27 protein-coding genes are annotated in these 26659 nt (G+C 58.7%); 14 read left to right on the forward strand and 13 right to left on the reverse strand.

Translation table 11 applies throughout. The features are described 5' to 3' along the window. Positions 1 to 71 precede the first annotated feature (71 nt). A complete protein-coding gene (locus IB254_RS24130; protein ID WP_192419824.1) occupies positions 72 to 236 on the forward strand; it encodes a metallothionein in 165 nt (54 codons plus the stop codon). Positions 237 to 339: 103 nt separating this feature from the next. On the opposite strand, the gene IB254_RS24135 is transcribed toward IB254_RS24130, so the two are convergent. Continuing rightward, the gene (locus tag IB254_RS24135) at positions 340 to 567 is read right to left on the reverse strand and encodes a DUF6555 family protein (RefSeq protein ID WP_008035177.1); all 228 of its coding nucleotides are present in this window, start codon (positions 565 to 567) and stop codon (positions 340 to 342) included. Between the two features lie 146 nt (positions 568 to 713). On the opposite strand from IB254_RS24135, the gene IB254_RS24140 reads away from it, so the two are divergent. The 3 genes from IB254_RS24140 to IB254_RS24150 all read left to right on the forward strand — a co-directional run bounded on the left by IB254_RS24140 (position 714) and on the right by IB254_RS24150 (position 2828). Next, the gene (locus IB254_RS24140; RefSeq protein ID WP_032832904.1) at positions 714 to 1484 is read left to right on the forward strand and encodes an AraC family transcriptional regulator; all 771 of its coding nucleotides are present in this window, start codon (positions 714 to 716) and stop codon (positions 1482 to 1484) included. A 183-nt stretch (positions 1485 to 1667) separates the two neighbouring features. After that, entirely contained in the window at positions 1668 to 1841 is a 174-nt protein-coding gene (locus IB254_RS24145; protein ID WP_008035179.1) for a DUF1427 family protein, read from the forward strand. Between the two features lie 30 nt (positions 1842 to 1871). Beyond that, positions 1872 to 2828: a quinone oxidoreductase family protein gene (locus tag IB254_RS24150; protein ID WP_192419826.1), complete on the forward strand. Its 957-nt coding sequence runs from the start codon at positions 1872 to 1874 to the stop codon at positions 2826 to 2828. A gap of 156 nt (positions 2829 to 2984) precedes the next feature. Here IB254_RS24150 and IB254_RS24155 read toward each other — a convergent pair whose 3' ends face one another. Continuing rightward, positions 2985 to 3659 (reverse strand): histidine phosphatase family protein, encoded by a 675-nt coding sequence (locus IB254_RS24155; RefSeq protein WP_192419828.1) that lies wholly within the window; start codon positions 3657 to 3659, stop codon positions 2985 to 2987. 368 nt (positions 3660 to 4027) lie between these two features. Between IB254_RS24155 and IB254_RS24160 the strand changes: the two genes are divergently transcribed. The 3 genes from IB254_RS24160 (at position 4028) to hemB (ending at position 6806) form a co-directional block, all read left to right on the forward strand. Continuing rightward, complete coding sequence (locus IB254_RS24160) at positions 4028 to 4726, forward strand: glutathione binding-like protein (protein ID WP_008035182.1); 699 nt, start codon at positions 4028 to 4030, stop codon at positions 4724 to 4726. Between the two features lie 33 nt (positions 4727 to 4759). Continuing rightward, positions 4760 to 5602, forward strand: a complete 843-nt coding sequence (locus tag IB254_RS24165; RefSeq protein WP_192419830.1) for a PhzF family phenazine biosynthesis protein — start codon at positions 4760 to 4762, stop codon at positions 5600 to 5602. 229 nt (positions 5603 to 5831) lie between these two features. Beyond that, positions 5832 to 6806 (forward strand): porphobilinogen synthase, encoded by a 975-nt coding sequence (hemB, locus tag IB254_RS24170; RefSeq protein WP_192419832.1) that lies wholly within the window; start codon positions 5832 to 5834, stop codon positions 6804 to 6806. Positions 6807 to 6926: 120 nt separating this feature from the next. Here the strand turns inward: hemB and IB254_RS24175 are convergent, their stop codons facing one another. Next, on the reverse strand, positions 6927 to 8459 hold the full coding sequence (locus tag IB254_RS24175) for an FAD-dependent oxidoreductase (RefSeq protein ID WP_192419834.1): 1533 nt from the start codon (positions 8457 to 8459) through the stop codon (positions 6927 to 6929). A gap of 277 nt (positions 8460 to 8736) precedes the next feature. Between IB254_RS24175 and IB254_RS24180 the strand changes: the two genes are divergently transcribed. Beyond that, entirely contained in the window at positions 8737 to 9831 is a 1095-nt protein-coding gene (locus IB254_RS24180; RefSeq protein ID WP_192419836.1) for a DUF1615 domain-containing protein, read from the forward strand. Between the two features lie 78 nt (positions 9832 to 9909). On the opposite strand, the gene IB254_RS24185 is transcribed toward IB254_RS24180, so the two are convergent. Then, positions 9910 to 10272, reverse strand: a complete 363-nt coding sequence (locus tag IB254_RS24185; RefSeq protein WP_008040440.1) for a hypothetical protein — start codon at positions 10270 to 10272, stop codon at positions 9910 to 9912. A gap of 177 nt (positions 10273 to 10449) precedes the next feature. Next, entirely contained in the window at positions 10450 to 11244 is a 795-nt protein-coding gene (locus tag IB254_RS24190) for a DUF4349 domain-containing protein (RefSeq protein WP_192419838.1), read from the reverse strand. 146 nt (positions 11245 to 11390) lie between these two features. On the opposite strand from IB254_RS24190, the gene IB254_RS24195 reads away from it, so the two are divergent. Continuing rightward, positions 11391 to 12014, forward strand: coding sequence for a glutathione S-transferase (locus IB254_RS24195; RefSeq protein WP_192419840.1), 624 nt, complete (start codon positions 11391 to 11393; stop codon positions 12012 to 12014). A gap of 113 nt (positions 12015 to 12127) precedes the next feature. Here the strand turns inward: IB254_RS24195 and IB254_RS24200 are convergent, their stop codons facing one another. After that, positions 12128 to 12568 carry a CBS domain-containing protein gene (locus IB254_RS24200; protein ID WP_007944798.1) on the reverse strand — a complete coding sequence of 147 codons (441 nt, stop codon included), beginning with the start codon at positions 12566 to 12568 and terminating at the stop codon, positions 12128 to 12130. A 322-nt stretch (positions 12569 to 12890) separates the two neighbouring features. Between IB254_RS24200 and IB254_RS24205 the strand changes: the two genes are divergently transcribed. After that, positions 12891 to 15251 (forward strand): DNA polymerase II, encoded by a 2361-nt coding sequence (locus tag IB254_RS24205; protein ID WP_192419842.1) that lies wholly within the window; start codon positions 12891 to 12893, stop codon positions 15249 to 15251. On the opposite strand, the gene IB254_RS24210 is transcribed toward IB254_RS24205, so the two are convergent. The 3 genes from IB254_RS24210 to IB254_RS24220 form a co-directional block, all read right to left on the reverse strand. Further along, positions 15216 to 15686, reverse strand: coding sequence for a DUF1810 domain-containing protein (locus IB254_RS24210; protein ID WP_192419844.1), 471 nt, complete (start codon positions 15684 to 15686; stop codon positions 15216 to 15218). The two genes, IB254_RS24205 and IB254_RS24210, sit on opposite strands and share 36 nt — an antisense overlap. Positions 15687 to 15715: 29 nt before the next feature. Then, complete coding sequence (locus IB254_RS24215) at positions 15716 to 16537, reverse strand: aldo/keto reductase (protein WP_192419846.1); 822 nt, start codon at positions 16535 to 16537, stop codon at positions 15716 to 15718. Between the two features lie 499 nt (positions 16538 to 17036). Next, positions 17037 to 18185, reverse strand: coding sequence for an aldose epimerase family protein (locus IB254_RS24220; protein ID WP_192419848.1), 1149 nt, complete (start codon positions 18183 to 18185; stop codon positions 17037 to 17039). Between the two features lie 247 nt (positions 18186 to 18432). Here IB254_RS24220 and IB254_RS24225 point away from each other — a divergent pair, with 247 nt between their 5' ends. Then, entirely contained in the window at positions 18433 to 19182 is a 750-nt protein-coding gene (locus tag IB254_RS24225) for a hypothetical protein (protein ID WP_008044104.1), read from the forward strand. 204 nt (positions 19183 to 19386) lie between these two features. Then, positions 19387 to 20172: a sulfite exporter TauE/SafE family protein gene (locus IB254_RS24230; RefSeq protein WP_008033636.1), complete on the forward strand. Its 786-nt coding sequence runs from the start codon at positions 19387 to 19389 to the stop codon at positions 20170 to 20172. A gap of 25 nt (positions 20173 to 20197) precedes the next feature. Here IB254_RS24230 and IB254_RS24235 read toward each other — a convergent pair whose 3' ends face one another. The 3 genes from IB254_RS24235 to IB254_RS24245 form a co-directional block, all read right to left on the reverse strand. Further along, positions 20198 to 23035: an EAL domain-containing protein gene (locus IB254_RS24235; RefSeq protein WP_225602485.1), complete on the reverse strand. Its 2838-nt coding sequence runs from the start codon at positions 23033 to 23035 to the stop codon at positions 20198 to 20200. A 629-nt stretch (positions 23036 to 23664) separates the two neighbouring features. Further along, on the reverse strand, positions 23665 to 24015 hold the full coding sequence (locus IB254_RS24240; protein ID WP_192419852.1) for a hypothetical protein: 351 nt from the start codon (positions 24013 to 24015) through the stop codon (positions 23665 to 23667). Between the two features lie 180 nt (positions 24016 to 24195). Further along, positions 24196 to 25083, reverse strand: coding sequence for a helix-turn-helix transcriptional regulator (locus tag IB254_RS24245; RefSeq protein ID WP_192419854.1), 888 nt, complete (start codon positions 25081 to 25083; stop codon positions 24196 to 24198). Between the two features lie 152 nt (positions 25084 to 25235). Here IB254_RS24245 and IB254_RS24250 point away from each other — a divergent pair, with 152 nt between their 5' ends. Both IB254_RS24250 and IB254_RS30005 read left to right on the forward strand, forming a co-directional pair. Then, positions 25236 to 25955 carry a cysteine hydrolase gene (locus tag IB254_RS24250; RefSeq protein WP_192419856.1) on the forward strand — a complete coding sequence of 240 codons (720 nt, stop codon included), beginning with the start codon at positions 25236 to 25238 and terminating at the stop codon, positions 25953 to 25955. Between the two features lie 57 nt (positions 25956 to 26012). Beyond that, positions 26013 to 26246, forward strand: a complete 234-nt coding sequence (locus IB254_RS30005; protein WP_081500232.1) for a DUF2798 domain-containing protein — start codon at positions 26013 to 26015, stop codon at positions 26244 to 26246. Between the two features lie 21 nt (positions 26247 to 26267). On the opposite strand, the gene IB254_RS24260 is transcribed toward IB254_RS30005, so the two are convergent. Beyond that, positions 26268 to 26636: a VOC family protein gene (locus tag IB254_RS24260; protein WP_192419858.1), complete on the reverse strand. Its 369-nt coding sequence runs from the start codon at positions 26634 to 26636 to the stop codon at positions 26268 to 26270. Positions 26637 to 26659: the final 23 nt, after the last annotated feature.

Here is a 26659-nt window from a genome sequence, read left to right on the forward strand (position 1 = left end):
CGTCTGTGGCAACTTCTACACTGGTGAGACGGGTTGTAGCCCCGACGACCACCACCTCAGGAGTCAGACTCATGATTGACAGTGAAAGCATCTGCGACTGCCCGAAATGCAACTGCAAACTGGGCCAGCATCCGATTGCACGTCACGGCAAGCACTACTGCTGCGAAGCCTGCGCCAAACACCATGAACACGGTGAAGAATGCGTGCATAAAGACTGCAAGTGCGCCCAACACTGACTGTGTAGGAGCAAGCTTGCTCGCGATGCAGGCGCCGAGGTTCTTCATGCTGACCGCGTTATCGTTCATCGCGAGCAGGCTCACTCCTACAGAGTAAGCACTGTTAGCTTGCTGGTCGCCATGTGACATTTTCCACGCCGAATTTTTCCGCCATCGGCTTGCTGGTCTTTTGCACTTTCTCCCTTCCAAAACGCGGGATCCGGCCCACGCCGGCGTCGCAACTCGCCCAATGCCAAGCCTGCGCGTTGTCCATTTTGTCCAGGCGAATGATGAAAGACTTTGGGACGCCATGAAGGGTGTATTCAATGACGAAAAGTTTTGCGTTATTCATAAAGCCCGTATTCCTCCCTGTGGTAATAGAAGGATCGTCGGCGGTAAGGAAAATTCATTCTGATTGTCAGACGGCTGCGGCCAGTGGCGACGAGGCCTGCGGCTGGTTACCATGGATTTTCTGAAAACCCCCGATGAATGCTGACCATGGCCCTTGCCGCGCCCCCCGACCTGAGTGACACCGATGTGCCCGTGCAACCGCTGGCGCGCACCTATCCGCGTGGGCTGTTCATCGAGCCCCACGAGCATGTCTGGGGCCAGTTGTTGTATGCGATGAGCGGCGTGATGTGGGTCGAAACGCCGCATGAGGCGCTGGTGGTGCCGCCGCAACGGGCGGTGTGGTTACCGCCGGGCGTGCCTCACGGCATTCGCGTGGTCTCGGACCTGCAGATGCGCAACATCTACCTGCGTCCGGCATTGGCGGCGACGCTGGACGACACGGTCCAGGTGATCGAAGTGGGCGGGTTGCTGCGTGAACTCATCGTCGGGCTGGTGGAGCAGGGCGACGACGGCGCGCCGGAGTATTACGAGGCGCTGGTCGGGCTGGCACTGCTGGAACTGCGGCGAGCCAGGCGTTCGCTGCTGAAAATCCCGTTGCCGGATGATTCCGACCGGCGCCTGATGAACCTGTGTCAGGCCGTCATGGCCGCGCCATCGCTGGACGTTTCCTTCGAACAACACGCGCAAAACGCCGGGGCCAGCGTGCGCACCCTGGCGCGGCTGTTCAAGGACGGTCTGGGCATGGGCTTCGCCGAGTGGCGGCGGCAAGTACAACTGGCGACTGCGGTCGCGGAGCTGATCCAGGGGGCGCCGGTCAGTGCGATTGCCCGGGAGCTGGGCTACTCGCCGAGCAGCTTCAGTGACATGTTCCGTCGGGAACTGGGTGTCGCGCCCTCGCAGTTCTGCACGAACCTGTAGGAGCCAGCTTGCTGGCGATAGCATCCTCAGATTTTGCATCGCCCTCACGTCAGCTATCGCCAGCAAGCTGGCTCCTACAGGTTATTGCGGGTGGTTTGGCTGAAATTCAGAAGCACTTGGCCGATGCTCGCGGATGCCGGCCTTTAGACTTTGGGCATCCCTCAATTGCCCACGGAGTCTGCCATGAGCTACCTCATCTCGCTGGTCATCGGTCTGGGCGTCGGTTTGCTTTACGGCGCGCTGGATTTTCGTTCCCCCGCACCACCGGCCATCGCGCTGGTGGGCCTGCTGGGCATGCTCGCCGGTGAAAAGTTGTGGCCCATGGGGCGGCAACTGGTCACTGGCTGGATCTCCTGAATTCCCTTTCCCTGTTGGATGGACACTCCCATGAAAGCATTGCAGTTCGACAAAACCGGCGACCTTTCGGCCCTGCGCTATGTCGAGGTTCCGACCCCCGTGCCCGGCGCCGATGAAGTGCTGGTGCAAATCAAGGCCGCCGGCCTCAATCCCAGCGATGTGAAGAATGTGCTGGGACGTTTTCCCTACACCACGTTGCCGCGCATTCCCGGGCGTGATTTTGCGGGTGTGGTCGTCGAAGGTCCGCAGGCGCTGATCGGTCAGGAAGTGTGGGGCACCGGCCGTGAACTGGGCTTTTTCGCCGACGGCTCCCATGCGCAATTCGTCAAGCTGCCGGCCAACGGTGTGGCGCGCAAACCGACGCACCTGAGTTTTGCCCAGGCCGCCAGCCTCGGCGTGCCTTACACCACGGCGTGGGATGCGCTGGAGCGCAGCCTGGTGAACGCAAAAACGCGGTTATTGGTGATCGGTGGCGGGGCGGTCGGCAGTGCTGCGCTGGCGCTGGCCAAGGTGCGTGGCGCCCAGGTGCTGGCGGCGGCGCGTCGGCCGGAGCAGGTCAAGGACTTGCAGGCCCAGGGGTATCAGACGTTGCAGCTGGATAAACCCGAGGACTTGGGCGCGCAGGTGAATGCGGTCTACACCGGCGGCGCCGACGTGATTTTTGACACCACCGGGTTCTGGCTACCGGCCTCCGTCCCCGCGCTGGCCGCGTTCGGTCGCATCGCGATCATCGCCGCGCCGGTGGATGGCCAGGTGCAATTGCCGGCCCTGGCGCTGTATCGCAAGGGCGGTTCGGTGGTGGGGATCAACTCGTTGCTATACGGCGTGCAAGCGTGCGCGGCGATGCTCGATCAGTTCGGCCGGTTCTTCGACCAGGACCTGTTGCCGTTGCCGCAAGGGTTGTACGAATCGCCACTGGCCGAAGGGCTGGAACGTTATGCCGAAGTGAATCAGGGCAGTGGCGACAAAGTCATCCTGCTGCCGTAACTCATCCCTGTAGGAGCCGGCTTGCTGCGGGCGGCGTTCCGACGATGCGGGCAACTCGGTGCAACGGGAAGACCGAGGTGTCTGCATCGTCGGAACGCCGCCCGCAGCAAGCCGGCTCCTACAGGTCGTGCGCGGGTCGAACAGCGCGACCAGCCCTTATGTCGGGCAGGTTTCCCGGCCGTTATCCAGGCCTTGCTTGTAGCTGTGGCTCTGCAGACTGGCCTTGCCGTTGTGCCAGGTCAGGGTGAGTACATACAGCGAGTCGTAGTCGCTGGACTCCCAGTCATCGGTGATGTTCTGTTTCTTGCCGACCGCTTCGCCGGCGACCTTGTTGATCAGCTCGGGCAGGTAGCCGTGGGACCACGCGGTGTAGATCACCGAGTTGTGGTACTTGTCGTGCAGCAGTTCGTCGGCCAGGTCACTGGTGTCGTTGGCCGAGAAGTTGATGTTCACCGGCAAACCGAGCTTGATGGCGCTGGGGCTGATGGTCATCAGGGGGCGAATGTAGCTGTAGGAGTTATCCAGCTCGCCTTCCTCGACATTGCGCGTCGGGTTGGCTGCAAACACGTAGTTGGCCTTGCCGAATTTTTCCGGGAGCAGGGTGGCCAGGTCGATGGCGCGGTTCAGGCCCTGGCAATTGAGCTGGCCGAGGCCGCCGGCGGGTTTTTCCGCGTGGCGCAGGAAAACCAGCGTCTGGGTGCCGTCAGCCGGCTGGGCGCGGCTTTCACGGACTTCCAGCGCCAGGAACAGCGCACTGATTGCCAACAGGGAGGGCAGCACAATATAAGCGCGATGTTTGAAGCGTTGGACCAATTTCATAAGGTTCATCATGGAATAAGGGTTTCTTCAGCGCATTCGGTTAAGGCTGACAAACCTTTACACCACGCGCTCCCAGCGTCGGGTGTTTTCCATGTCGATGATCCGGTCCGTTTCCGAAAGGGCAACACTCAGAGTCCACTGAGGCCCGTTTGGTTCGATTCCGGCGGCATGCGCAGCAATGTACCGATAACCATGAACGGGTTGGAGCAGAGGTTATCGACAGGATGTTGCGGATTTATGGACACAGTACACGGGGCGGTCGCAGGAGCAGACTGCAATCCATTGATCTTGGTAATCATCAATATCGATACGCCGTACGTCGCAGCCTGCGGCCACTCACACTATGATCGTGCCTCTCAATCTCTTCGTGGATCCATGCGATGACCGATCTGTCTGCTTTCCCTATCACCCAAAAATGGCCAGCCCAGTACCCTGAGTGGATTCAGCTTTACTCGTTGCCGACCCCCAACGGCGTCAAGGTGTCGATCATGCTCGAAGAGATCGGCCTGCCCTACGAGCCGCATCGCGTGGGCTTCGACACCAACGACCAGCTGTCGCCCGAGTTTCTGTCGCTGAACCCCAACAACAAGATCCCGGCGATCCTCGACCCCCACGGGCCGGACGACCTGCCGCTGCCGTTGTTCGAATCCGGGGCGATTCTGATTTACCTCGCCGACAAGAGCGGGCAGTTGCTGGCCCAGGAATCGGCTGCGCGTTACGAGACGATCCAGTGGTTGATGTTTCAGATGGGTGGTATCGGGCCAATGTTCGGCCAGCTCGGTTTTTTCAACAAATTCGCCGGCAAGGACTACGAAGACAAACGCCCTCGGGATCGTTATGTCGAGGAAAGTAAACGTTTGTTAAAAGTGCTTGATGGACGTCTGCAGGGGCGTGACTGGATCATGGGCGAGCGCTACACCATCGCCGACATCGCGACATTCCCGTGGGTGCGCAACCTGATCGGCTTCTATGAGGCGGGCGATCTGGTGGGCATCAAGGATTTCCCGAACGTGACGCGGGTGCTGGAGCGCTTCCTGGCGCGGCCGGCGGTGATGCGCGGGCTGGAAATTCCCAAGTAAGACCTTTCGAATCCACCAAGACCAAGGCAGGCCATGCACGCATTCGATTTCAAGCAAGTAGATGTCTTCAGCCGCGTTGCGCTCAAGGGCAATCCGTTGGCCGTGGTGTTCGGCGCCGATGAGCTCAGCGATGAGCGCATGGCGGCGTTCGCCACATGGACCAATCTCAGTGAAACCACGTTCATCCTCGCGCCGCAGGACCCTCGGGCCGATTACCGGGTGCGGATTTTCACCACCCTGAACGAATTGCCGTTCGCCGGTCACCCGACCCTGGGCACCTGCCATGCCTGGCTCGAAGCCGGTGGTGTGCCCAAGGGCGAGGAGATCATTCAGGAATGCGGCGTGGGTCTGGTGCGGGTGCGCCGGCAAGGTGCGGAACTGGCCTTTCTCGCACCGCCACTGCTCAAGACCGGACCGGTGCAGGCGGAGCTGGTGGAGCGCGTGCGACGTGGGCTCCGACTGGAACCGGGCGCCATCGTGCGGGCGCAGTGGGTCGATAACGGCGCGGGTTGGCTGGCGGTGATGGTCGAGGATCGCCAGCAGGTGCTGGATCTTCAGCCGGACCATTCGCAGATGCTCGGCCTCGCGGTCGGTGTGATTGCGCCGTGGCATCCCGAGCGTGACGGCGATGACGCACAGTTCGAAGTGCGGGCGTTCATTTCCGGCGACGGCATGCCGGAAGATCCCGCCACCGGCAGCCTGAATGCCGGCATCGCTCAATGGCTGCTCAGCGAAGGGCTGGCGCCGGCGTCTTATGTGGTGAGTCAGGGCCTGACCATGGGGCGGGCTGGGCGAATTGCGGTCGAGCGGATTGGCGATGAGATCTGGATTGGTGGTTCTGTAGTTACGTGCATTACCGGCACGCTGAACATCTAAACCTGTGGGAGCGAGCCTGCTCGCGATGGAGTGTCAGTCGCCACCAATTTAGCTGATACACCATCGCGAGCAGGCTCGCTCCCACAGGGTTTTGTGCTGGATTCGGAGGATTGTTGCCGAAGCGGTAACGGTTTTTACTCCGCTGAGGTTTGTGCCCGGCGGCGAACTGGGCATAAGCTTTCGCCCCCTTACGACTTTCGTCTCGTCCTCTGATTTTTCAGGAAGCCCCATGTCCAGCCAGTTCCCCGAAGCACGTCCACGCCGTCTGCGCCGCAATGCGAGCCTGCGCAGCCTGTTCCAGGAAACCGAATTCAGCTTGAATGATCTGGTGCTGCCGATTTTCGTCGAGGAAGAAATCGACGACTTCGTACCGATCAAAAGCATGCCCGGTGTGATGCGGATTCCGGAATCGAAACTGGCCGGCGAGATCGAGCGCTATGCCCGTGCGGGGATCAAGTCGGTGATGACCTTCGGCGTCTCTCATCATCTGGACAGCAGCGGCAGCGACACCTGGAGTGACAATGGCCTGGTCTCGCGCATGGCGCGCATCGCCAAGGACGCGGTGCCGGAGATGATCGTGATGTCCGACACCTGCTTTTGCGAATACACCGACCACGGTCACTGCGGCGTGTTGCACAACCACGAAGTCGACAACGACCAGACCCTGATCAACCTCGGCAAACAAGCCGTCGCGGCAGCCCGTGCCGGTGCCGATGTGATCGCGCCGTCGGCGGCCATGGACGGGCAAGTCCAGGCAATTCGCCGGGCGCTGGATGGCGCCGGTTTCACCCAGACCGCGATCATGGCCTATTCGACCAAATTCGCCTCGGCGCTCTACGGCCCGTTCCGCGAAGCCGGCGGCAGCGCACTCAAGGGCGACCGCAAAAGCTATCAAATGAACCCGATGAACCGCCGCGAAGCGGTGCGTGAATCGCTGATGGACGAGCAGGAAGGCGCCGACGCGCTGATGGTCAAGCCGGCCGGCGCGTACCTGGACATCATCCGCGACATTCGCGAGGTTTCGCGCCTGCCGCTGTCGGCGTATCAGGTCAGCGGCGAGTACGCGATGATCAAGTTCGGCGCACAGGCCGGGGCCATCGATGAGGACCGCGTGGTGCGCGAGAGTCTCGGCGCGATCAAACGGGCGGGGGCGGATTTGATCTTCACCTACTTCGCAATGGACCTGGCCCTGGCCGGAATTTAAAAAAACACACAAAATCTGTAGGAGCCAGCTTGCTGGCGAAGCGGTGGGCCAGTCACCCGAGACGCTGGAGGGGCCGGCCTCATCGCGAGCAAGCTGGCTCCTACAGGATTTGCGGCGCGCTCAGGCCCCAAAATACGGTCGTATCCCGCGATCCCGGAAGTACCGTTCGATCACCTTCGGATCCGAGCACGACTCGGCCACCGCCACGTAGGTATCCGGCCGCAACAAATAAAACCCGTTGCGCCCAAGGCCGGATGTTTCAAACGCCGGTCGCCAGTCAAACACATGCAACGGCAAGTGATGTTCATTGCACCAGGCAATCATTTCGTCGCTGGTGTCGCCGTACACATGCACCTGCCAGTTCGGGCACTTCAGCGGCCCGAAATTATCCCCTTCACCGTCATGCGCCCACGGCAAGCGGTCACCTCCGTGAACGTGCCCGGCGACGCCGGTGCTCAATGGCATTCCACGGTAATTGAGGGTGATCTGCGACACCGTACGAAACAGGAATTCCCGGGAGGCCTCGAACGAAGCCATTTTCGGCAACAGGAACGGCGCCAGACGGGTACGCAGCAAATCTGCCATGCGTCCTTCGGCGGTGACAAAACTGAACACCCGGTCGGTGGTGGCGACCAGTTTGCGGGCAAAGGCGATGCGCTCGGTTTCATACGTGTCGAGCAGATGCGGGGCAGCACCGCCGCTCAACACGGCCGCGAGTTTCCAGGCGAGGTTGATGGCATCGCCGATGCCGGTGTTCATGCCCTGGCCGCCCGCCGGGCTGTGGACATGGGCCGCGTCGCCCAATAGAAATGCGCGACCGCTGCGAAAGTGATCGGCCACCCGATGATGCACACGGTAGGTCGAGAACCAGTTCACCTGATCGATCTGCACCTTCAAGTGTTCGATGGCGCGGGTGCTGACGTCTTCGAATCGCAGGGTTTCCACATGCTCGGCACGTTCGTCGCGAACGGTGCCGATCAACCGCGCACGACCTTCACCGGCGAGGGGAAACACCGCGAGAAAGTCCGCTTCATCGAGGTCCAGGTGCAGCTCTCCATTGAGCGCCGGCCCGCTGGCCTGCACGTCGGCCACGTAGAAAATCTGCTGGTAGGTACCGCCGGGAAATCCGGTATCGAGGGTTTTGCGCACCCGCGAGCGGGCACCGTCGCAGCCGGCGAGGTAACAGGCCTGACAGGTTTCCTCTTGACCATCGGGCAGGCGCAGCCGCGCGGTGATGCCATCGCCGGTTTCTTCGAAGCTCTCCAGTTCGGTGTTGCGCTCGACCCGGATGCCAAAGGCTTCCAGGCGTTCAATCAGCAATTGTTCGTGCTCGTCCTGGGGAAAAATTTCCAGGAACGCGTACGGCGTCAGGCCCTCGCCAATCCGGCCCAACGGCAAGCGCGCCACGGGTTCGCCCTTGACCCAGAAGTTGGCCGCCGCCACGCGATGCCCTTTGTGTATCACGGCCTCGTTGAGGTCGAGCTGGCGATACAGTTCCAGTGTGCGCGCCTGCACGGCCAACGCCCGTGAAGTGGTGCCGGGGGCCGAGGTCTTGTCGATAATCCGCACGCGGATCCCCAGTTTGCTCAGCCACAGCGCGAGCACCAGCCCGGTGGGGCCGGCGCCGATGATCAATACGTCGCTACGGTTCATGCGCCTGTTCTCCCCTGGCGTCTTGGCTCAAGTATGGTCCAGCCGAAGAAGGCCGCCAGACACCCCGCCCAACGGAAAGCCCCTGTAGGAGCCGGCTTGCTGGCGATGAACGATAACGCGGTCATCCTGATGCACCTCGGTACTCCCATCGCCAGTAAACCGGCTCCCAAAGTTCAGTGTGTCTGTGCCGGGAACAGTGTGTCGCTGGCACAGTCATAGCCTGCGCCATGCGATTGATCGTATGGTTAACCCGGTTCAACGGATCTGATGGAGCGCCATGCAAGCCAATCGATTGATCACGAGCGTCGCGGCGCTGTTGGTGCTGGCCGGTTGCGGGACTCAGCGCACCCAGGAAGCCCCGGCCCGCACACCCAAAGAGGTCAAGGCCGAGATCGTGCGCCTGCTGCCGGCTAAAACCGTTGATCGCCAAGGCTGGGCCACGGACATCTATGCGGCGTTTGCTGCGCAGAACATTTATCCCTCTACGCAAAATCTGTGTTCCGTGCTGGCGGTCACCGAGCAGGAGTCGACCTTTCAGGCGGACCCGCCGGTGCCGGGCCTGGGCAAGATCGCCCGAGAGGAAATCGACCGCCGTGCCGCCAAAGCCCACATCCCCGGCCTGTTGGTGAGCGGTGCGCTGCAAATACGTTCCAGCACCGGCAAAAGCTACAGCGACCGATTGAATGCTGCGCGCAGTGAAAAGGAATTGAGCGCGATCTTCGATGATTTCATCGGCAGGGTGCCCATGGGCCGCACGCTGTTCGGTGGTTTCAATCCGGTGCACACCGGTGGGCCGATGCAGGTCAGCATCGACTTCGCCGAGCAGCAGGCGCGGGGGTATCCGTACCCGGTGGACGGCTCAATTCGGCATGAAGTGTTCAGCCGGCGCGGCGGTATGTATTTTGGCATCGCTCACTTGCTCGGTTATCCGGTGAGCTACAAGCAGCCGCTGTACCGCTTCGCCGATTTCAACGCCGGTTGGTACGCCAGTCGAAACGCCGCGTTTCAGAACGCGGTGAGCCGTGCTTCGGGGATTCCTCTGGCGCTGGACGGTGATCTGGTGCGCTACGACTCGATCATGCCCGGCACCACGGAACTGGCCGTGCGCACCCTCGGCAAGCAACTGGGCGTGCGCAATCCGACGATTCGGGATCAACTGGAGAAGGGCAAAAGCCTCGAATTCGAGGACAGCACGTTGTATCAGCGGGTTTTCGAATTGGCCGAGGAGGCCGAAGGCCGTTCATTGCCGCGAGCGGTATTGCCGGGGATTGCGTTGCAGAGCCCGAAAATCACCCGAAAACTCACCACGGCTTGGTTTGCCAAGCGGGTCGACGAGCGTTATCAGCGTTGCATGGCGCTGGCGGGGAAGTGACCGGTCTCAAAAAATGCATAAAAAAACCCGGCGGGTGAGGCCGGGTTTTTTGTCGAGTGTTGCTGCAAAACCATTCATTCATACAGCGCGGCTTTCGATCAAACGGTCGGAACCACCTTCGGCGACGCGGTTCTCGATCAGACGGTCGGAACCACCTTCGGCCACACGATTCTCGATCAGACGGTCGGAACCACCTTCGGCAACGCGGTTTTCAATCAGACGGTCGGAACCACCTTCGGCGACGCGGTTCTCGATCAGACGGTCGGAACCACCTTCGGCCACACGATTTTCGATCAAACGATCCGAACCACCCTCAGCCACACGGCTTTCAATCAACCGATCCGAGCCGCCTTCAGCGACAACCGGGTGAGCGGACGAAGCGGCAAAAGCGTTAACTGCAAAAACCGAGAAAGCGATGCTGAGGAAGAGTTGGCGTTTCATGGTGGTGTGCTCCGGGGTGTAGTTGTTTGGTATGGAGCTGATGGTACGCCGCACAATTTTTATGAGAACTTCATTGACGTGATGGTGAACATCGACGGCAGTGATGGAGCAGGTAACTCCCCGTGCGTAGGTGTGATGGATCAGTTGTCGGCAGGCGGAGGGCGGTTGACGCCCGGCTCAGGTCCGACGCCGAACAAACTTGCGCCACAACCAGACCCACAGCATGAACAGCGGGAACGCGAGGATCAGGAAGGGCAGGGCGTAACTGGTTTTTTCCAGTGCATCGGCGGCGCCGTCGGCCAGGTTGTCGAGCAAGTTGCTGAACGCTTGGCTCAAGTGCGACGAGCGACTGCTGGCGCCGGTCGGCAGGAACGACAACGTGACCCGATTGGTGTCCAGACGCCGCTGGTGCCCGGCGGCAATCTGCGCCAGGGCTTGCAGATCGTTTTCGATCCCGGCCTGCTCTTTGCTCAGGCTGATCAGATCGGTGACGCTGATGTCTTTGCGGGTCGCCAGTTCATCCAGGCGTTGCTGCTGAGCCTTGAGTCGTTCCTGGCGTCGGCGGGTGTCGTCCACGGCATCGGCGAGGTCTTCGGCGCTGGTGATCCGCTGACCCAGTTCGCCACCCTCGGCGGCCATCGCCACCAACGGCTCGACGCCGGCAGGGGCAATGCGCAGGGTGATGTCGGCGCGGCCGGCGCCTTGCTCGATGCGCAAGACGTTGCAGGCGCCGAAGCGTGCGGTTTCGCACGCCTCACGCGTGGCTTGCAAACGCGGGGCGATTTCTGCCTGGGGCAGCAACAGCTGCAATTCGTGTTCATAGGCGAGCATGGCCCCGCCACGCCCTTGTTCACCGGCTAGACTGGCCGATGACGAGTGGTCGCTTGGCGAGCAGGCACTTAGCGCCAGGCAGGTCAGAATGAAACCGACGGTACGAAAAAGTGCGGCGCGTTGGCCATCCTGTTGGCGCATGTTCTTTCCTTGAAGTGTGCTGCGGGGGTATTAAAAGAGTGCCCCGGGATCGCGCATCTTACCTGCATCGATCCGCCAAATGGCAGGGAACGTGACCTTTGCCCGCTCGTCTACCGACTACCTGTTCGTCTCGCCAGGAGCGCGATATGTATCAGCTATACGGACACCAGAACTCCGGCGCCGCTGCCATCGAAGCCGCGTTGGAGCTGTGCGAGATTCCTTACCGCTTCATCGACGTCGAGTTATCCACCGAAGCGGCCCACGCGTTGGAGAAGATCAACCCGCTGAAGCAGATTCCGACCCTGCAACTGCCTGACGGCAGCGTTCTCACCGAAAGTGCGGCGATTTTGATTCATCTCGGGTTGACGTTTCCCAAGTCGAAACTGCTGCCGAAAGACGCCGCCGAGCGCGATCAGGCGATCCGGGGGCTGGTGTACATCGTCACCAATTGCTATGCGGCGATCGGCATCATCGATTACCCCGAGCGCTGGTTGCTCGTGGCGGACAAACCCTCGCGTGACAACCTCATGGCTGGCGCTCGCGAACGGTTGCACTGGAGTTGGGAGGTGTTTGCCGATCAGTTCTCGGGCGAGTTGTACCTGGGCGATGAGACGCCCGGTGCGCTGAATGTACTGGCGGCGGTAATCTCGCGGTGGGCGGGCACCCGGGAGCATTTGCGCAGTGCCCGGCCAGGTTTTTTCGCCTGGCTTGAGCGAATCGACCGGCACCCGACGTTGGCACCGGTCTTTGCACGGCATTGGCCGTCCTGAACAGCGATGACCCCTGTAGGAGCCGGCTTGCTGGCGATAGCGTCCTATCAGACGATAAATGTGTCGACTGAGCCACCGCTATCGCCAGCAAGCCGGCTCCTACAGGGCTCGCATTACTCGCCGCGAATGTACTGCTCCAGCTGGCGGATCAGTTCTGCCTGCTCCGCGATCGCTTCCTTGACCAGGTCGCCGATCGACAGCAAGCCGATCAACTTGCCGTTCTCCACCACCGGCAGGTGACGCAGACGCCTGTCAGACATGATGCCCAGGCACGTATCGACGGTTTGATGGGTGTCTACGGTGATGACTGGCGACACCATGATGTCGCGCACCGGCGTGCCCACGGAAGAGCGGCCATGCAGTACCAGTTTGCGCGCGTAATCACGTTCACTGATGATGCCCAGCACTTCGTCATTTTCTACCACCAGCAAGGCACCGACGTTCTTCTCGGCCATCTTCATCAGTGCTTCGAGCACCATGTGATCGGGTTTGATCTGGTGCACTTCCTGATTTTTCTGATCTTTCAACTTGAGCAGTTGGGCGACGGTTTTCATGGTGGCTTCTCGGGTGTTGTCGTTGTTCTTGAAGAATCGTAGACCCGAGCGCCAAGGGCAAGGCAGAAAACGGCAGATAACGCGCAAAAAACGTCATTCAGCTGTTTTTCTTCGATAAACCTCACATTTTCGAACACACCACCGACCTTGTAGGAGCCGGCTTGCTGGCGATGGCGCCTGTTCAAACGATAAATATATCGTCTGGCACACCGCTATCGCCGGCAAGCCAGCTCCTACAAGGGCTCATCCATCCAGGCGTTCACTGCTATTGGCGGGAATGCCGCGTAGTATCACCACCTGAATCGGATGTGAGGTTGCAGTGGTGGATTTACAGCGGGGCTTCGTCCTGACCCGGCATTGGCGCGATACCCCGGCCGGTACGGAAGTCGAGTTCTGGCTGGCGACCGACACCGGTCCCCAGCGTATTCGCCTGCCGCATCAACCGTCGGTGGCGTTCATCCCCGCCGAGCAGCGCGAGCAGGCTGAACAGGTGCTACGCGGCGAAAAAAACGTCGAGCTCAAACCCCTGGCCCTGCTGGATTTCGAGCATCGCCCGGTGCTCGGCCTGTATTGCCAGCAACACGGTCAACTGATGCGCCTGGAAACCGCGCTGCGCAAGGCCGGCGTCGAGATGTTCGAGGCCGACGTACGCCCACCGGAACGCTACATGATGGAGCGCTTCATCACCGCGCCGGTGATCTTCGGTGGCACACCCGTTGCCGAAGGCCTGCTGCTCGACGCGCAGATGAAACCCGATCCCGACTATCGACCGACGCTCAGGCTGGTGTCCCTGGACATCGAAACCACCGCTCAGGGCGATCTGTATTCCATCGCGCTGGAAGGCTGCGGCGAGCGTCAGGTGTACATGCTCGGCCCGCCCAACGGCGACGACAGCAAGGTCGACTTCCAGCTCGAGTATTGCGAGTCGCGCACCCTGCTGCTGAAAAAGCTCAACGAATGGTTCGCCCGGCACGACCCTGACGCGATCATTGGCTGGAACGTCGTGCAGTTCGATTTGCGCGTGCTTCACGAGCACGCCCGACGCCTGGCGGTGCCGCTGAAACTGGGGCGCGGCGGCGAGGAAATGCAGTGGCGCGAGCACGGCAGCCGCAACCATTACTTCGCCTCGGCCGCCGGGCGATTGATCATCGACGGCATCGAATCCCTGCGTTCGGCGACCTGGAGTTTTCCATCGTTCAGCCTGGAAAACGTCGCGCAAACCCTGCTCGGCGAGGGCAAGGCGATCAGCACGCCGTACCAGCGCATGGACGAAATCAACCGCATGTTCGCCGAGGACAAACCGGCCCTCGCCACTTACAACCTCAAGGACTGCGAACTGGTCACGCGGATTTTCGCCAAGACCCAATTGCTCACTTTCCTGCTGGAGCGGGCCAGCGTGACCGGTTTGCCGGCGGATCGCAGCGGTGGTTCGGTGGCGGCCTTCACGCACCTGTACATGCCGCTGATGCACCGCCAGGGTTTCGTTGCGCCCAACCTCGGCAGCAAACCTGCACAGGCCAGCCCCGGCGGATTTGTCATGGACTCGCAGCCGGGCCTGTACGAATCGGTGTTGGTGCTCGACTACAAAAGCCTCTATCCATCGATCATCCGCACCTTCCTCATCGACCCGGTGGGCCTGATCGAAGGGCTCAAGCATCCCGAGAACAGCGAGTCCGTGCCCGGTTTTCGCGGGGCGCGTTTTTCCAGAACCCGGCATTGCCTGCCGGCCATTGTCGCCCGGGTCGCCGAGGGCCGCGAAACCGCCAAGCGCGAACACAACGCGCCGTTGTCCCAGGCGCTGAAGATCATCATGAACGCCTTCTACGGCGTGCTCGGTTCCAGCGGTTGCCGTTTCTTCGATACGCGTCTGGCCTCGTCGATCACGTTGCGCGGGCACGAAATCATGCTGCGTACCCGCCAGTTGATCGAAGCCCAGGGGCACACAGTGATCTATGGCGATACCGACTCGACGTTTGTCTGGCTGCGCCGCGCCCACGGTCAGCAGGAAGCGGCGCAGATCGGCCACGCGCTGGTGGATCACGTCAACCAGTGGTGGCGCGTGCATGTGCAAGAGGAGTACGGGCTGCAGAGCGCATTGGAGTTACAGTTCGAAACCCACTACAAGCGCTTTCTGATGCCGACCATTCGCGGTGCGGAGGAGGGCAGCAAGAAGCGTTATGCCGGGCTGGTCACGCGTGACGACGGCAGCGACGAGATGGTCTACAAGGGGCTGGAAACCGTGCGCACCGACTGGTCGCTGCTGGCCCGGCAATTCCAGCAAGAGCTGTACACACGGATCTTCCATCGCCAGCCCTATCAGGACTATGTCCGCGAGTACGTGCGCAAGACCCTGGCGGGCGAGTTCGATGATCGCCTGATCTACCGCAAGCGCTTGCGCCGGACCCTGGATGACTATGAGCGCAACGTGCCGCCGCATGTCCGCGCGGCGCGGATCGCCGACGACTACAACGATCAGCAGGGCCGTCCGCGGCAATACCAGAACGGCGGCTGGATCAGCTACGTGATCACCGTCGCCGGGCCCGAGCCGCTGGAGATCCGTAGCGCGCCGATCGATTACGACCATTACGTCACCCGGCAGCTGCAACCGGTGGCGGATGCGATTCTGCCGTTCGTGGATGACGATTTCTCAACCCTGATTGGGGGGCAGTTGGGCCTGTTTTGAGTCCAGCAGCGATAACGTCCAGTCATCCGGAATCCCATGGAAGTGCCGCATCAGCGCTTGCTGGAACAGGCTGTCATCCGGGGCGAACTGCGCGAACAGGGTCATCGATGAGCGGAACTTCAGATTGTCCGGATGGCCGAAAATTTCGATGATGGAGCGTTCCGGAATATCCAGCACCAACTGCGTGCAGGTGCGCAGCCGTGGGCCCAGCAACGCATGCTTGAGGTATGCCGAAGCCTCCTCGCCCGAGTGAATGGCATATCGTTTCGACATTTCACTGCCGCCCAGGCCGATGAGTTGCGGAAAGATGAACCACATCCAGTGACTGCGCTTGCGGCCTGCGCCGAGTTCGTTTTGCACGCGCTCGAACACCGGGTCCTGCGCCTGGATGAAGCGTTGCAGATTAAAGGCGTCGAGCTGATCGGTGCTTCTCATGAGAAGCCCTCTGACAGAACCGCGATGGCTCAGACCATGGCCAGTCGCTGTTTGCGTTGTGGCGCGTGAAACGCTCGGTCCAGCGCCTCCAGATCCCCAGCTTCAAGCTTCAATTGCGCGGCATGCGCATTCAGTTGCACATGCTCAGGTCGGACCGCCTTGGGGATGGCAATGACTCCATCCTGCCGCAGAATCCATGCCAAGGCTACTTGGGCCGGTGTCGCCGCGTGACGGGCGGCCACCTGCTTGAGTGTCGAGTGAGCGAGCAAACTCCCGCCCTGGCCAATGGGACAGTACGCCATCAATGGCTGACGATGCTGTTGGCTCCACGGCAGTAAATCAAATTCTATTCCTCGCTCCTCAAGGTTGTAGAGCACTTGATTGGTGGCGCAGGCCGGGGAGGCCAGTTCTTGCAGGTCATCCACGTCGAAATTGGACACGCCCCAACGGCCAATCTTGCCGGCCTCGCGCAGGCGTTCGAATGCCTCAACGGTTTCTTCAAGGGGATACCGGCCGCGCCAGTGCAGCAGGTACAAATCAATGTAATCGGTGTTCAACCGCCGCAGGCTGCGTTCGCAGGCCTCGGGAATGCCCTTGCGGCTGGCGTTGTGCGGATACACCTTGCTGACCAGAAACACCTTGTCGCGCAGGCCGGCAATGGCTTCGCCGACGACTTCCTCGGCGCCCCCTTCGCCATACATTTCTGCGGTGTCGATCAAGGTCATGCCCAACTCGATGCCCAGGCGCAACGCGGCGACTTCCTCGCGGTGTCGAGCGCGATCTTCACCCATGCGCCAGGTGCCCTGGCCGATAACCGGTACGTTGATGCCGGCCAGTTCGAGAGTCCGCATGCAAAGCTCCTTGATGTCATTCGGTCGATACTTCGGTTGGCAGCAGAATAGCCCATGGGTTCCCTGGGCTGTAGGTGTCAACGATAACGCGGCCTGTCTGAACAAACGCGTTGCCCAGACGTTTTTCGCCGGCAAGCCGGCTCCTACAGGAAATCGCGTTTGCTTTTGATTTTCACCACTCATCAGGCCGAGCGTTAGCTCGCCTTCCGCTTTTGATCCGAGCGCCCCCTCGAGAGGCCGAGCGCAGGTTCTGCGCAGTGGGCAACCCGGCATGGATGCCGGGTTAGCCGCCCCCGGCCATGGATGGCCGATGGCGGCGGGCCCACGGAGCAGGACCGGAGCGAGGGCATGGCGAGCCTTAGCGAGCCACCGAACGAAAGGGGCAAAAGCCCTTGGTTACTTGGGGCTCTTCCAAGTGACTCGCCGTAAGGGCGAAACCACGATCAGCCATCACCGAAATAATGGATATTCACCCAAGCGCCGATGCCCCCCCAACGTCTTACCGAGCAGAAAACTTCAACACAGTATTCTGGGTATACGTCTTGCCCGGATCCAGTCGCGTAGACGGGAAGTTCGGCTGATTGGGCGCGTCCGGGTAATGCTGGGTTTCCAGAGTGAACGCGCTCCAGTGTGCGTAAGTCTTGCCAGCCTTACCCTTGACCGAGCCATCAAGGAAGTTGCTGGTATAGAACTGCACGCCAGGCTCAGTGGTATAGAGCTGCAAACGACGCCCAGACTGCGGGTCGCTGACATCGGCAGCCAGTTTGCCGAGGTCCCCCTTGGCATCCAGCACCCAGTTGAAATCGAAGCCACCCTGTTTCGGCTCAGCGAATTTCAGCTGCGGATGATCCGCCTTGATGTGTTTGCCAATGGCGGTGGGTTGGGTGAAGTCCATCGGCGTACCGGCCACCGGAGCCAGCTCGCCGGTAGGAATCAACTTACCGTTGACCGGCGTGTAGTGACTGGCGTGCAAGGTTGCGACCTGTTGCAACACGTCGCCGTTACCCGCGCCGGCCAGGTTGAAGTAGCTGTGATTGGTCAGGTTCAGCACCGTCGGTTTGTCGGTGGAGGCCTTGTACTCAATGCGCAGCTCGTTGTTTTCGTTGAGGCTGTAGGTGACCTCGGTTGTCAGGTTGCCAGGAAAACCCATTTCGCCGTCCGCCGACAGGTATGTCAGCGTCACGCCCACTGAATCCTTGCCCTTCGCCGGTTTGGCTTTCCAGACATGTTTGTCAAAACCCTGCGGGCCGCCGTGCAGTGAATTCGAGCCGTCATTTTGCGGCACCTGAAAGCGCTTGCCATCGATTTCGAACGCACCGTTGGCCAGGCGATTACCGAAGCGCCCGATGGTCGCGCCGAAGTAGGCCTTGCCGCTCTGATAGCCCTGTACGTTGTCGAAGCCGAGCACCACGTCTTCGAGCTTGCCGTTTTTGTCCGGCACGGCAAGCGACTGCAGCGTCGCTCCGTAGGTGATCACGGTGGCCTGCATGCCGCGGCTGTTACGCAACACGTATTGTTCGACGGCTGTGCCGTCATTGGTTTTGCCGAAGGCTTTATGTTCGCTGGACAGACCATTGGCCTGGGCGGTGAGGGTGGCGATCATCAGGGACAGCCCAAGGGCGTAGTGCGGGTATCTGGAGTGAAGCATGGGTTACCTTCCTTTTTATTGTTTTTTAAAAGTAGTCATACTAAATGTCGATTATTAATTCGACAGGGAAGGATTTATAGCTGAATCGTGCGGCGTTGCAATTAAAAAGTATGACTAATGAGTTATCCCCTTCACTCTGTTGGGAAAGGGCGGACTGCAGGTTCTGCACTTTTTCGCAATCCACGGCTCTACCCTTGGCAGCCTGCGGCGATCCCCTCTGCAGGCCCATGCCCAAGTTCAAGCACCCATGGCCCGAGTTTTACCCCTCACCGCTGTGCACATCCGCCGCCATTGCCTGCTGCTCGCCGTGCTGTCGATGCTCTTCACGACCGGTTGCAGTCAGCAGCAGGGCCGGGACATCGTCAGCCAGTTTCGTGAAGGCAGGCCCCAGGAATTTCTCCAGACCAGCGTCGACCGCATGGCCACCCTGGCGATGCGTGACAACCTCGACAGCCTCTATTTGCTGATGGGCAAACTCTACCTGCGCAACCCGCAGGAGCTGAAGAAGTCCGGGTTCCTCGACGCCCGCACCGCCGGCAAACAGGTGCGCCTGGCCATCGAGCAGCAACAACCGCTGCCGACGCTGGGGGGTAAGAAGGATCTGGCGGCGCTGAATTACGCCATGAGTCCGGAGTTCCTCGGCGACCGGGTCGGCGCTTTCATCTACGCCATCGGCAGCATGCTGGTCACCGCTCACGGCAATCGGCTGGAGTTTTACATGACCGATGCGATCAACCCGGTCTTCGTCAGCAACGCTGCGCGCAACATCGAGAAAGCCACCTGGATCCTCAGCCAGCGGCAAAACAAAAACGGCGAGCCCTTGCTGTTTTCCAACGAGATCTCGGAGGAGGGCAGCAACCTGAGTTTTGCCGTGGAGTTCGGCAAGATCGTTGCGCGCCTGGACCTGCTGACCCAGATGCTGGACGAGCGCTACCGGCGGATCGGCCTGAACTACGCACAGAGCCTGTTGTTCCTCAATTTCCTCCCCGTCCAGTAAACCCCGACTTGTAGGAGCCGGCTTGCTGGCGATAGCGGTATATCTGCAACATTGATTTGACTGACACACCGTAATCGCCAGCAAGCCGGCTCCTACAAGGAATGCGCGTGCAGGAATAACGATAGACCGCATCGATATAAGTAGTTATAAGAAAAATCGCTATGCTGCGGGCCAGTTTTTTCATGCGTTTTTGTGGGCGTGTTAATGGATTTCGTTAACTTCGGTTTGGTTGTGGCAGGTTTGGTGGTGGGGTTCATTGTCGGTATGACCGGCGTGGGCGGCGGCTCGCTGATGACGCCGATCCTGCTTTGGTTCGGCATCAATCCGGCGACTGCGGTGGGTACGGACCTGCTGTACGCCGCGATTACCAAATCCAGTGGTGTGCTGGTACATCGCAAGAACAAGAACATCGACTGGGCCATTACCGGTTGGCTGACGCTCGGCAGCGTGCCGGCCGTGGCGCTGACGTTGTGGTTCCTGAGCAGTTTGCAAACGTCCCCCGACGCGATGAACGCCATCATCAAACAGGCGCTGGGCTTTGTCCTGTTTGCCACGGCACTGGCGATTTTCTTCAAGAAACGCCTGCTCGACTTCGCCCACAAACGCGCCGGCGGCACCTACAACCCAAGCGGCAAACGCTTGAATGGGCTGACGGTGATCACCGGCCTGATCCTCGGCACCATGGTCGCCCTGACCTCCATCGGTGCGGGCGCCCTGGGCACCGTGGCGCTGTTTATCCTGTATCCGCTGTTGCCTACCCGCCGCCTCGTCGGCACGGAAATCGCCCACGCCGTACCGCTGACCCTGGTCGCCGGTCTCGGCCATGCGAGCATGGGCAACATGGATTGGCATGTGCTGGGCTACTTGCTGGTCGGTTCGCTGCCGGGGATTTACCTGGGCAGCCACCTGACCGGCCGCATCTCGGATGAGGTGTTGCGCCCGTGCCTGGCGACGATGCTGGTGCTGATCGGCTACAAACTGGCGTTCTAGGTTCTGTACGACATCCCTTGAAAACTCACAGCAGGCTCTTGGGAGCCGAGATTCGGTAGCGTTCGCTATCATCGCTGGAAAGGAATCTCTCACGGATCCATTGAGCCAAATCCTGTGGGGCCAAAGGGCGCGAGAAACAATAACCTTGCGCTATCTGGTATCCCTGGCCTCGAAGGATTTCAAGTTGCGCATCGGTTTCAACACCCTCGGCGACAATGTTCAATTGCAAGCTCTTGCAGATCCCGGCAATCGACTGCGCCAGTGTTCGGGCGCTTTCACTTTTTTCGATATCGTCGATAAAACTCTTGTCCAGCTTGATGGTGTCCACGGGCAGTCGCAGCAAGTAGCTCAGGCTGGAGTAACCGGTGCCAAAATCGTCAATGGATAAGCTGACGCCTAGTTGACGGACCTCGGTAATGACCGATATGACATTGTCGGTGGCGTCCAGTATGAAGTCTTCCGTGACCTCCAGCGTCAAGCAGGAGGGTAAGAGCCCATGCTTTGTCAGCAGAGATTGGATGAGATCAATAATGGCTCTGTCGCGAAAGGCGACGGGGAAGATGTTGACCGACATGCGAGGCACAACAAGTCCCGAGTCGCGCCATTGAGCCATCTGCCGGCAGGCTTCGGTGAGTACCCATTGATTGAGCTTGGGCATCAATCCTGCCTCGCGCACCAAAGGGATGAATCGATTTGGAGGGATATTTCCAAGCTCTGGATGACACCAGCGGGCAAGTGCCTCGACACCAAAAAGTTGGTTGTCGTCGAGCGCTATCTGGGGCTGGTAATGCAGCGTCAGCTGATTGGACTCCAGGGCATTCTCGAGGGCCAGGCTCAGTGTCAGTTCGTCATTGGTTGAATCGTTGATCACCTGGTCGAACACTTCAATTGCCTGGCGGCCTGCGGACTTGGCTTTGTACATCGCCTGATCGGCATGCAAAAGCAATGAGTGAATGTCGTTACCGTGGTCTGGATAAATACCAATACCAATGCTGGCCGAGGGCGCAATTTTTACATCGGCCAACATCATGGGTTCCGATAGTTTGCTGAGCATTCTTTCTGAAAAGGCAATCGCCTGTTCAGCGCTGGAGGGGGACAGAATAATGACGAATTCATCTCCTGAAAGCCGGCTGACAAAGTCGTTGCCCCTCACAGAACCCTGAAGCCTCCTGGCTATTTCAGACAGAAGCAAATCCCCGGCGGCATGCCCAAGTGAGTCATTGATTTGCTTGAACTTATTAATGTCGATGAACAACACGGCCATTGATGATTGCGAGCGCTGAGCATTGGCAATCATTGAGTTTGCTTTCATCATCAACAGTCGCCGATTGGGCAACATCGTCAGGCTGTCATAGTAGGCCAGTCGTTCAATATCGTTGATAAAACTGTCCCTCTCGAGGGCGAGAGCGCACAGCTTCAGGCTGGTTTCAAGCAGCCTGTGATGTTGGACCGCAGGGAGGTGATTTTCACGGTAGTAAAGGGTAAATGTGCCTAAACAACGTCCGTTGTTGGAGCGAATGGTGTTAACCCAGCCGGCCGTGAAACCGAACGATTGCGAGAGCTTGTGATCGATGCAATCGCCCTGGTCCGATGCAGGATCAGTGAAATTCAGCATGATGCTTTCTTTCACGTCCATTTTTTTCAGGATGGACCTTTCGGCAAGGCTTTCCAGTGACTGAATCAACCCGGCCGGCAGGTTGAATTCCGCCACCAGTGGAAGGCAGCCCTGCTCATCAAATTGTCTTATTGAAACGCCGATTTCAGGAGCGATACGACCTATCTCCAGGCAAATCAACTTCATGATGTCGGGGAGTGGCTCTTCGCGGGCCATGGCACTGAGGACCTTGAACTGCAACTCGTCGTTCATCTTGGCCTCGGTGATGTCCGTCACAATAGCCACGACGTCCTGCTGAACACCCTGTGGGTCGAGCACCGGATTGGCGACCACGCGTACCCATAATGGAGTCTTTGATTTGTTGTAGACCAGTAATTCAGTGGTGTGGCTTTGTCCTTTCTGGATACTGTTTCTGAAAGAAAGGACTGCTTCCTGATCCGTATGGCGGCCATAAAATACCTCGTCCGGTTTTTTTCCCACCAGGTCTGATATTTCATAACCCAGCATGCGCACAAAACCCTCATTTACATAAGTAATTATGCTGTCCGGATTGGTGACGATAATTGCACTGTCAGTTCGATTGACGGCAATTTTCAGAAGTCGACTCTTCTCAACTTTTTTTATGATGTACAACAGGAAGAATGTTGTTGCTAATACCATGAGAAGTATCATTGCAGCAGCGGCGATGTATATTCTAAATCGATCACCCATAGACTGAAGTGAAGTCTGGCTGATGCTGTTTCCGTATTTGATGAAGTTTTTTTGTTCCAGAAGGAGTTGCTCTTGAATGTCCTGTACCGGCTGAGCGAGTGCCCATTGGACGTCGCCAGCGCCCGTGTACTTGACCAATTGATTGAGCACCTCCACATAACGTGAATATACGTCTTTTAAAGCCTGGACTCGGATGTGGTTTTCTTCATCAACCTTTGTGTGTGTGAGGAAGCGGTCAAACGATTTATTCGCCAGTGTCAGTTCCGCGCGGGCGTGTTGCACCATTTCATGCGGAATTTTATTAAACAGTACGATACGGGTGTTGGCTCGCGACAGGGAGAGGCGTGCCTCCATCAAGTGTTGAACTGTTTCCGCCACTGCGTCGACTTGATCGACAGCGACACTTGATAGGGTTCCAATGCTCGATTGGTTGCTGCTCACTAACCATAAGCTGAGGACTAAAGTTGCACACTGGAATACCAGCGCAGTCGTCAGGATCGTCCTCAAACCATAAGGCAGTGCAAGCTTGCGAAGCAAATAATCCTCCTCTGTCTCGGACAGATAGGGAAACGTTAGTAAAGGGAGCATCCAGGCAGAAAGTGCCTGGCTGGCAGTTCATGATTGTACGAAAGGAATTCAGTGTTCGGAGCTGTACCGGATGATGTCAGGAAAAGTCGCAACAAGGTGTCGCCGGGCTTTTCTTTTCAAGGGAGAGAGAGCCGCTTTTTCTGAGGTTGCTGGCCAGGGGCTATTAAGGCGGGGAATTTTATAAGAAAGTAGTGTTGAATTGAAATGCTTAAAACGTGACGACGAGGATAATTTTTGCTGTCTTTGTTGGCCGAATGGTCAGGAAAGCAAATAAAAGTGCTTGTGTGTTAGATGCTTATCTATGTTTGTCTGACAGTCGGCTATGAAGTTGCTGTTTTTTTGCATTGCCTTGGATGAAGCGACTTTTGCGGCTGATACCTATCGTTAGATCGATGAGTATTCATTGCGATGATTATCATCAAGAAGCTGTTTACGGTGTTCCGCAGCCTTTAAGGATAAAGCGCGGTGTAAGAAAAAAGGGCAGACGAGATGCGGCTCGTCCACCCTCGAAAACGAGAAAAAAAAGAGGATCCGACCCATGGCCGGATCCCAAGAAGAAGTTCGTGGTGATGGCTGGATCAACTGTCCTGACGCACCAGGCGCGGACCTTTGCGCATCACTTGCTGACCTGGTTCGAAGCGGGCATTGGGCGAGCGAACAGTGCTGATTTCGCCCTGGGCGTCCTTTACTTCATAAGCGGTCTCCGTGAGACCGGCCGCTTCCTGAACTGCGCTGCCGGCAAAGAATCCGACGCCGGCACCGATCAGCGCTCCAATCGGGCCACCCACGGCGCCGACCATCAATCCGGTCACGGCACCGGCACCCTTGCCGGCGGTGGTATCAGGCACCTCACGGACGACTTGATCGGCCATGCACACGGGTGAGAGCAACAGGCAAAGCGTAAAGCTGAGGGGCATGGATCGAGACATGATGATTTCCTGCTTTGGAGGCATTTCCAAAACCATTTCATGAATCGTGCCATTTTATTTGTTGTTATATATCAGCAAGATAGGATTATGTGTTGTCATATATACAACGTCTGGGAAGAGTCAATATGACGCGATAAGTAGTCATAAAGACTTTATTTTGGTTCGGCGATCCTTGGTCTGTTACGCCTGTGAAACCAGAAAATCCTGTGCAGGCTGCACGTGTGCGGTCACCAAGGGTGCTTCTGCACTGGCATCGCGTTTCAGCCACTCGGCTGGAGGACAACCAATGACGTTCAGAAAGCTTTTCGAAAAAGACGCCTGCGAGCTGTAACCGACCGACTCGGCGATCACCTTGATCTGAACGCCATCACGAAGCATGTCCTGAGCCACCTTCATCCTCCATGCGGTGACGTACCCCATAGGCGACTGCCCCATTATCTGAGTGAAACAGGCAGAAAATTTCGACCTGGACATGTTCGCCAGGCTCGCCAGTTTCTCGACGGTCCAAAGCTCATCCGGCACTGAATGGATGCTGTTGAACACCGCACCGAGGCGCCCATCCTGCAGGGCATAGAGCAATCCACTGGATATCAGCCCGTCTGCAACGGCGCGTCGCACGATCAGGACAAATATGTATTCCAGCAGCAGATTCAGCGCTTTGGTCCTTCCAGCCTCCTGATCCCGAAACTCGGCGAGTAACGCGCCAATGACCGGGTCGAGATTCTCCAGCTCTCTGAATGGGAAGATCAGGGTTTCTTTGAGCCCGAGAGGGAAGGGGTGTTGTGTGTTTCGCCCAAATTGAAATGAGGCGCAAATCAGTTCTGCTCCCTCAATCGTATTGGAGCGCAGTTGATATCGACAACTGCTCGGACAGAACAGCACGCTGGGCTCGGCAATGGAAATCTTTGGTAACCCAGGCTGAACCATGTCGATACCGCCCTGACTGATGACATGGATGAACGCCATGCCTGGCGGCTTGTCGAGGACGAGAGTGCCGTCGACCCGACCAGAGAAGAAAAGCCTGCCCTGAAGGTTCGTGCGTTCGAAGAATTCGGACAGGATATCCATGATAGCGACGACCAGATAAAGACTCTGTACGTGCTGACAAAGTCGGATCAGAAGGTGTGGATAGGATGAAGTTCTCGCCGATGGTAAGCAACGGCCCGCAGGGGCGCCATGGCATAGAGCAACTTTGTTACCCACGATCGGAGTCTATTGGCATGAGCAACGACACAACACTCCTCGCACATTACGCAGATCCAGCCAGCCCTGCGCTGCCAGATCCAGGTATGAAAATTGACCTTTCCCGCACTGCTCTGGTCGTCATTGACCCCCAAATAGATTTCCTCAGCCCTGAGGGTGTGAGTTGGGATGTGTTTGGCAAGAGCATCGTCGAACACGATGTGGTCAATCACCTCGGTCAGTTGTTCGCAGCCGCCAAAGGTGCGGGCATCACGGTCGCTGTCTCCCCGCACTACTACTATCCGTGCGACCACGAGTGGAAATTCGGCGGGCCGCTGGAAAAGGTCATGCACACCATCTGCATGTTCGATCGCAAAGGCCCGTTGACTCTCGACGGTTTCGAGAACTCCGGTGCGGACTTCATGCCCGAGTTCAAGCCGTACATTCTCGACGGCAAAACCATCATCGCTTCGCCACACAAGGTCTACGGCCCGGAAACCAATGACTTGGCGCTGCAACTGCGCAAGCACGGTGTGTCGCAAATTATTCTGGCGGGTATGGCGGCCAACCTTTGCGTCGAGTCGCACCTGCGTGAATTACTCGAGCAAGGTTTCGAGGTGGCGGTGGTGCGAGACGCTACCGCCGGCCCGACCACCCCGGAAGGGGACGGTTACCTGGCCGCGCTGATCAACTTCCGTTACATCGCCAACGCTCTGTTGACGACTGCGCAGACTGTTGAATTGCTCCAAGCCAAGTAAGGTCCATGCAAGCCGGCTGCTCGCCACTTGCGACGCAGCCGTCTGGGAGTACCGGAAATGCCCAAGCTCCATCGGCGATTTCGCCAGCGAACTTCTGCGGTGATCCAGTCCGCAATCACCTGCGCTATTGCTACGGCCATAGCCAGTCCTTCAAGCCTTTCGGCCAGCCAGTTACTGTCGTATGGATTAAAAGCCTGGCTGGTTGCCTGGATGACCATTGTGCCATTCGTGTTGCTTGCGACACCGCTGATAAGGCGGCTAACGTCCTTTGTGGTGCAAGAAGATCCTTAAGATGCCCGGCAGCATCGTTTGTCATTCTCGGGTGAAAATCTCCAGCAGATGCCCGTCCGGGTCATCGAAATACACGCGCCTGCCACCCCCATAATCGTTGATCTGTTGCGGCCGCTGTTTGCAGGGATCAGCCCACCACGCTTGCTGCCTGGCTTGCAGGCGAGCGAACGCCGCATCGAAATCGTCGTCGCTGACCAGAAACGCATAGTGCTGAGAGGCAATCGGCGGGTCATTGTCGTAATAGTCCAGCGACACGCCGTTTTCGAGTTTCACGATCAACATCGGCCCGAAGGGGGCGGGGGCGGGCAAGCCGAGAATCTCGACCAGAAACGACGCGGATATCTGTTTGTTTCGGCACCAGACGATGGTGTGATTCAGCTGAGCGCTCATGGCGGGATCCTCACGGCGGTTCA

The sequence above is a fragment of the Pseudomonas sp. PDM03 genome, from assembly GCF_014852385.1.
Lineage (GTDB): Bacteria > Pseudomonadota > Gammaproteobacteria > Pseudomonadales > Pseudomonadaceae > Aquipseudomonas > Aquipseudomonas migulae.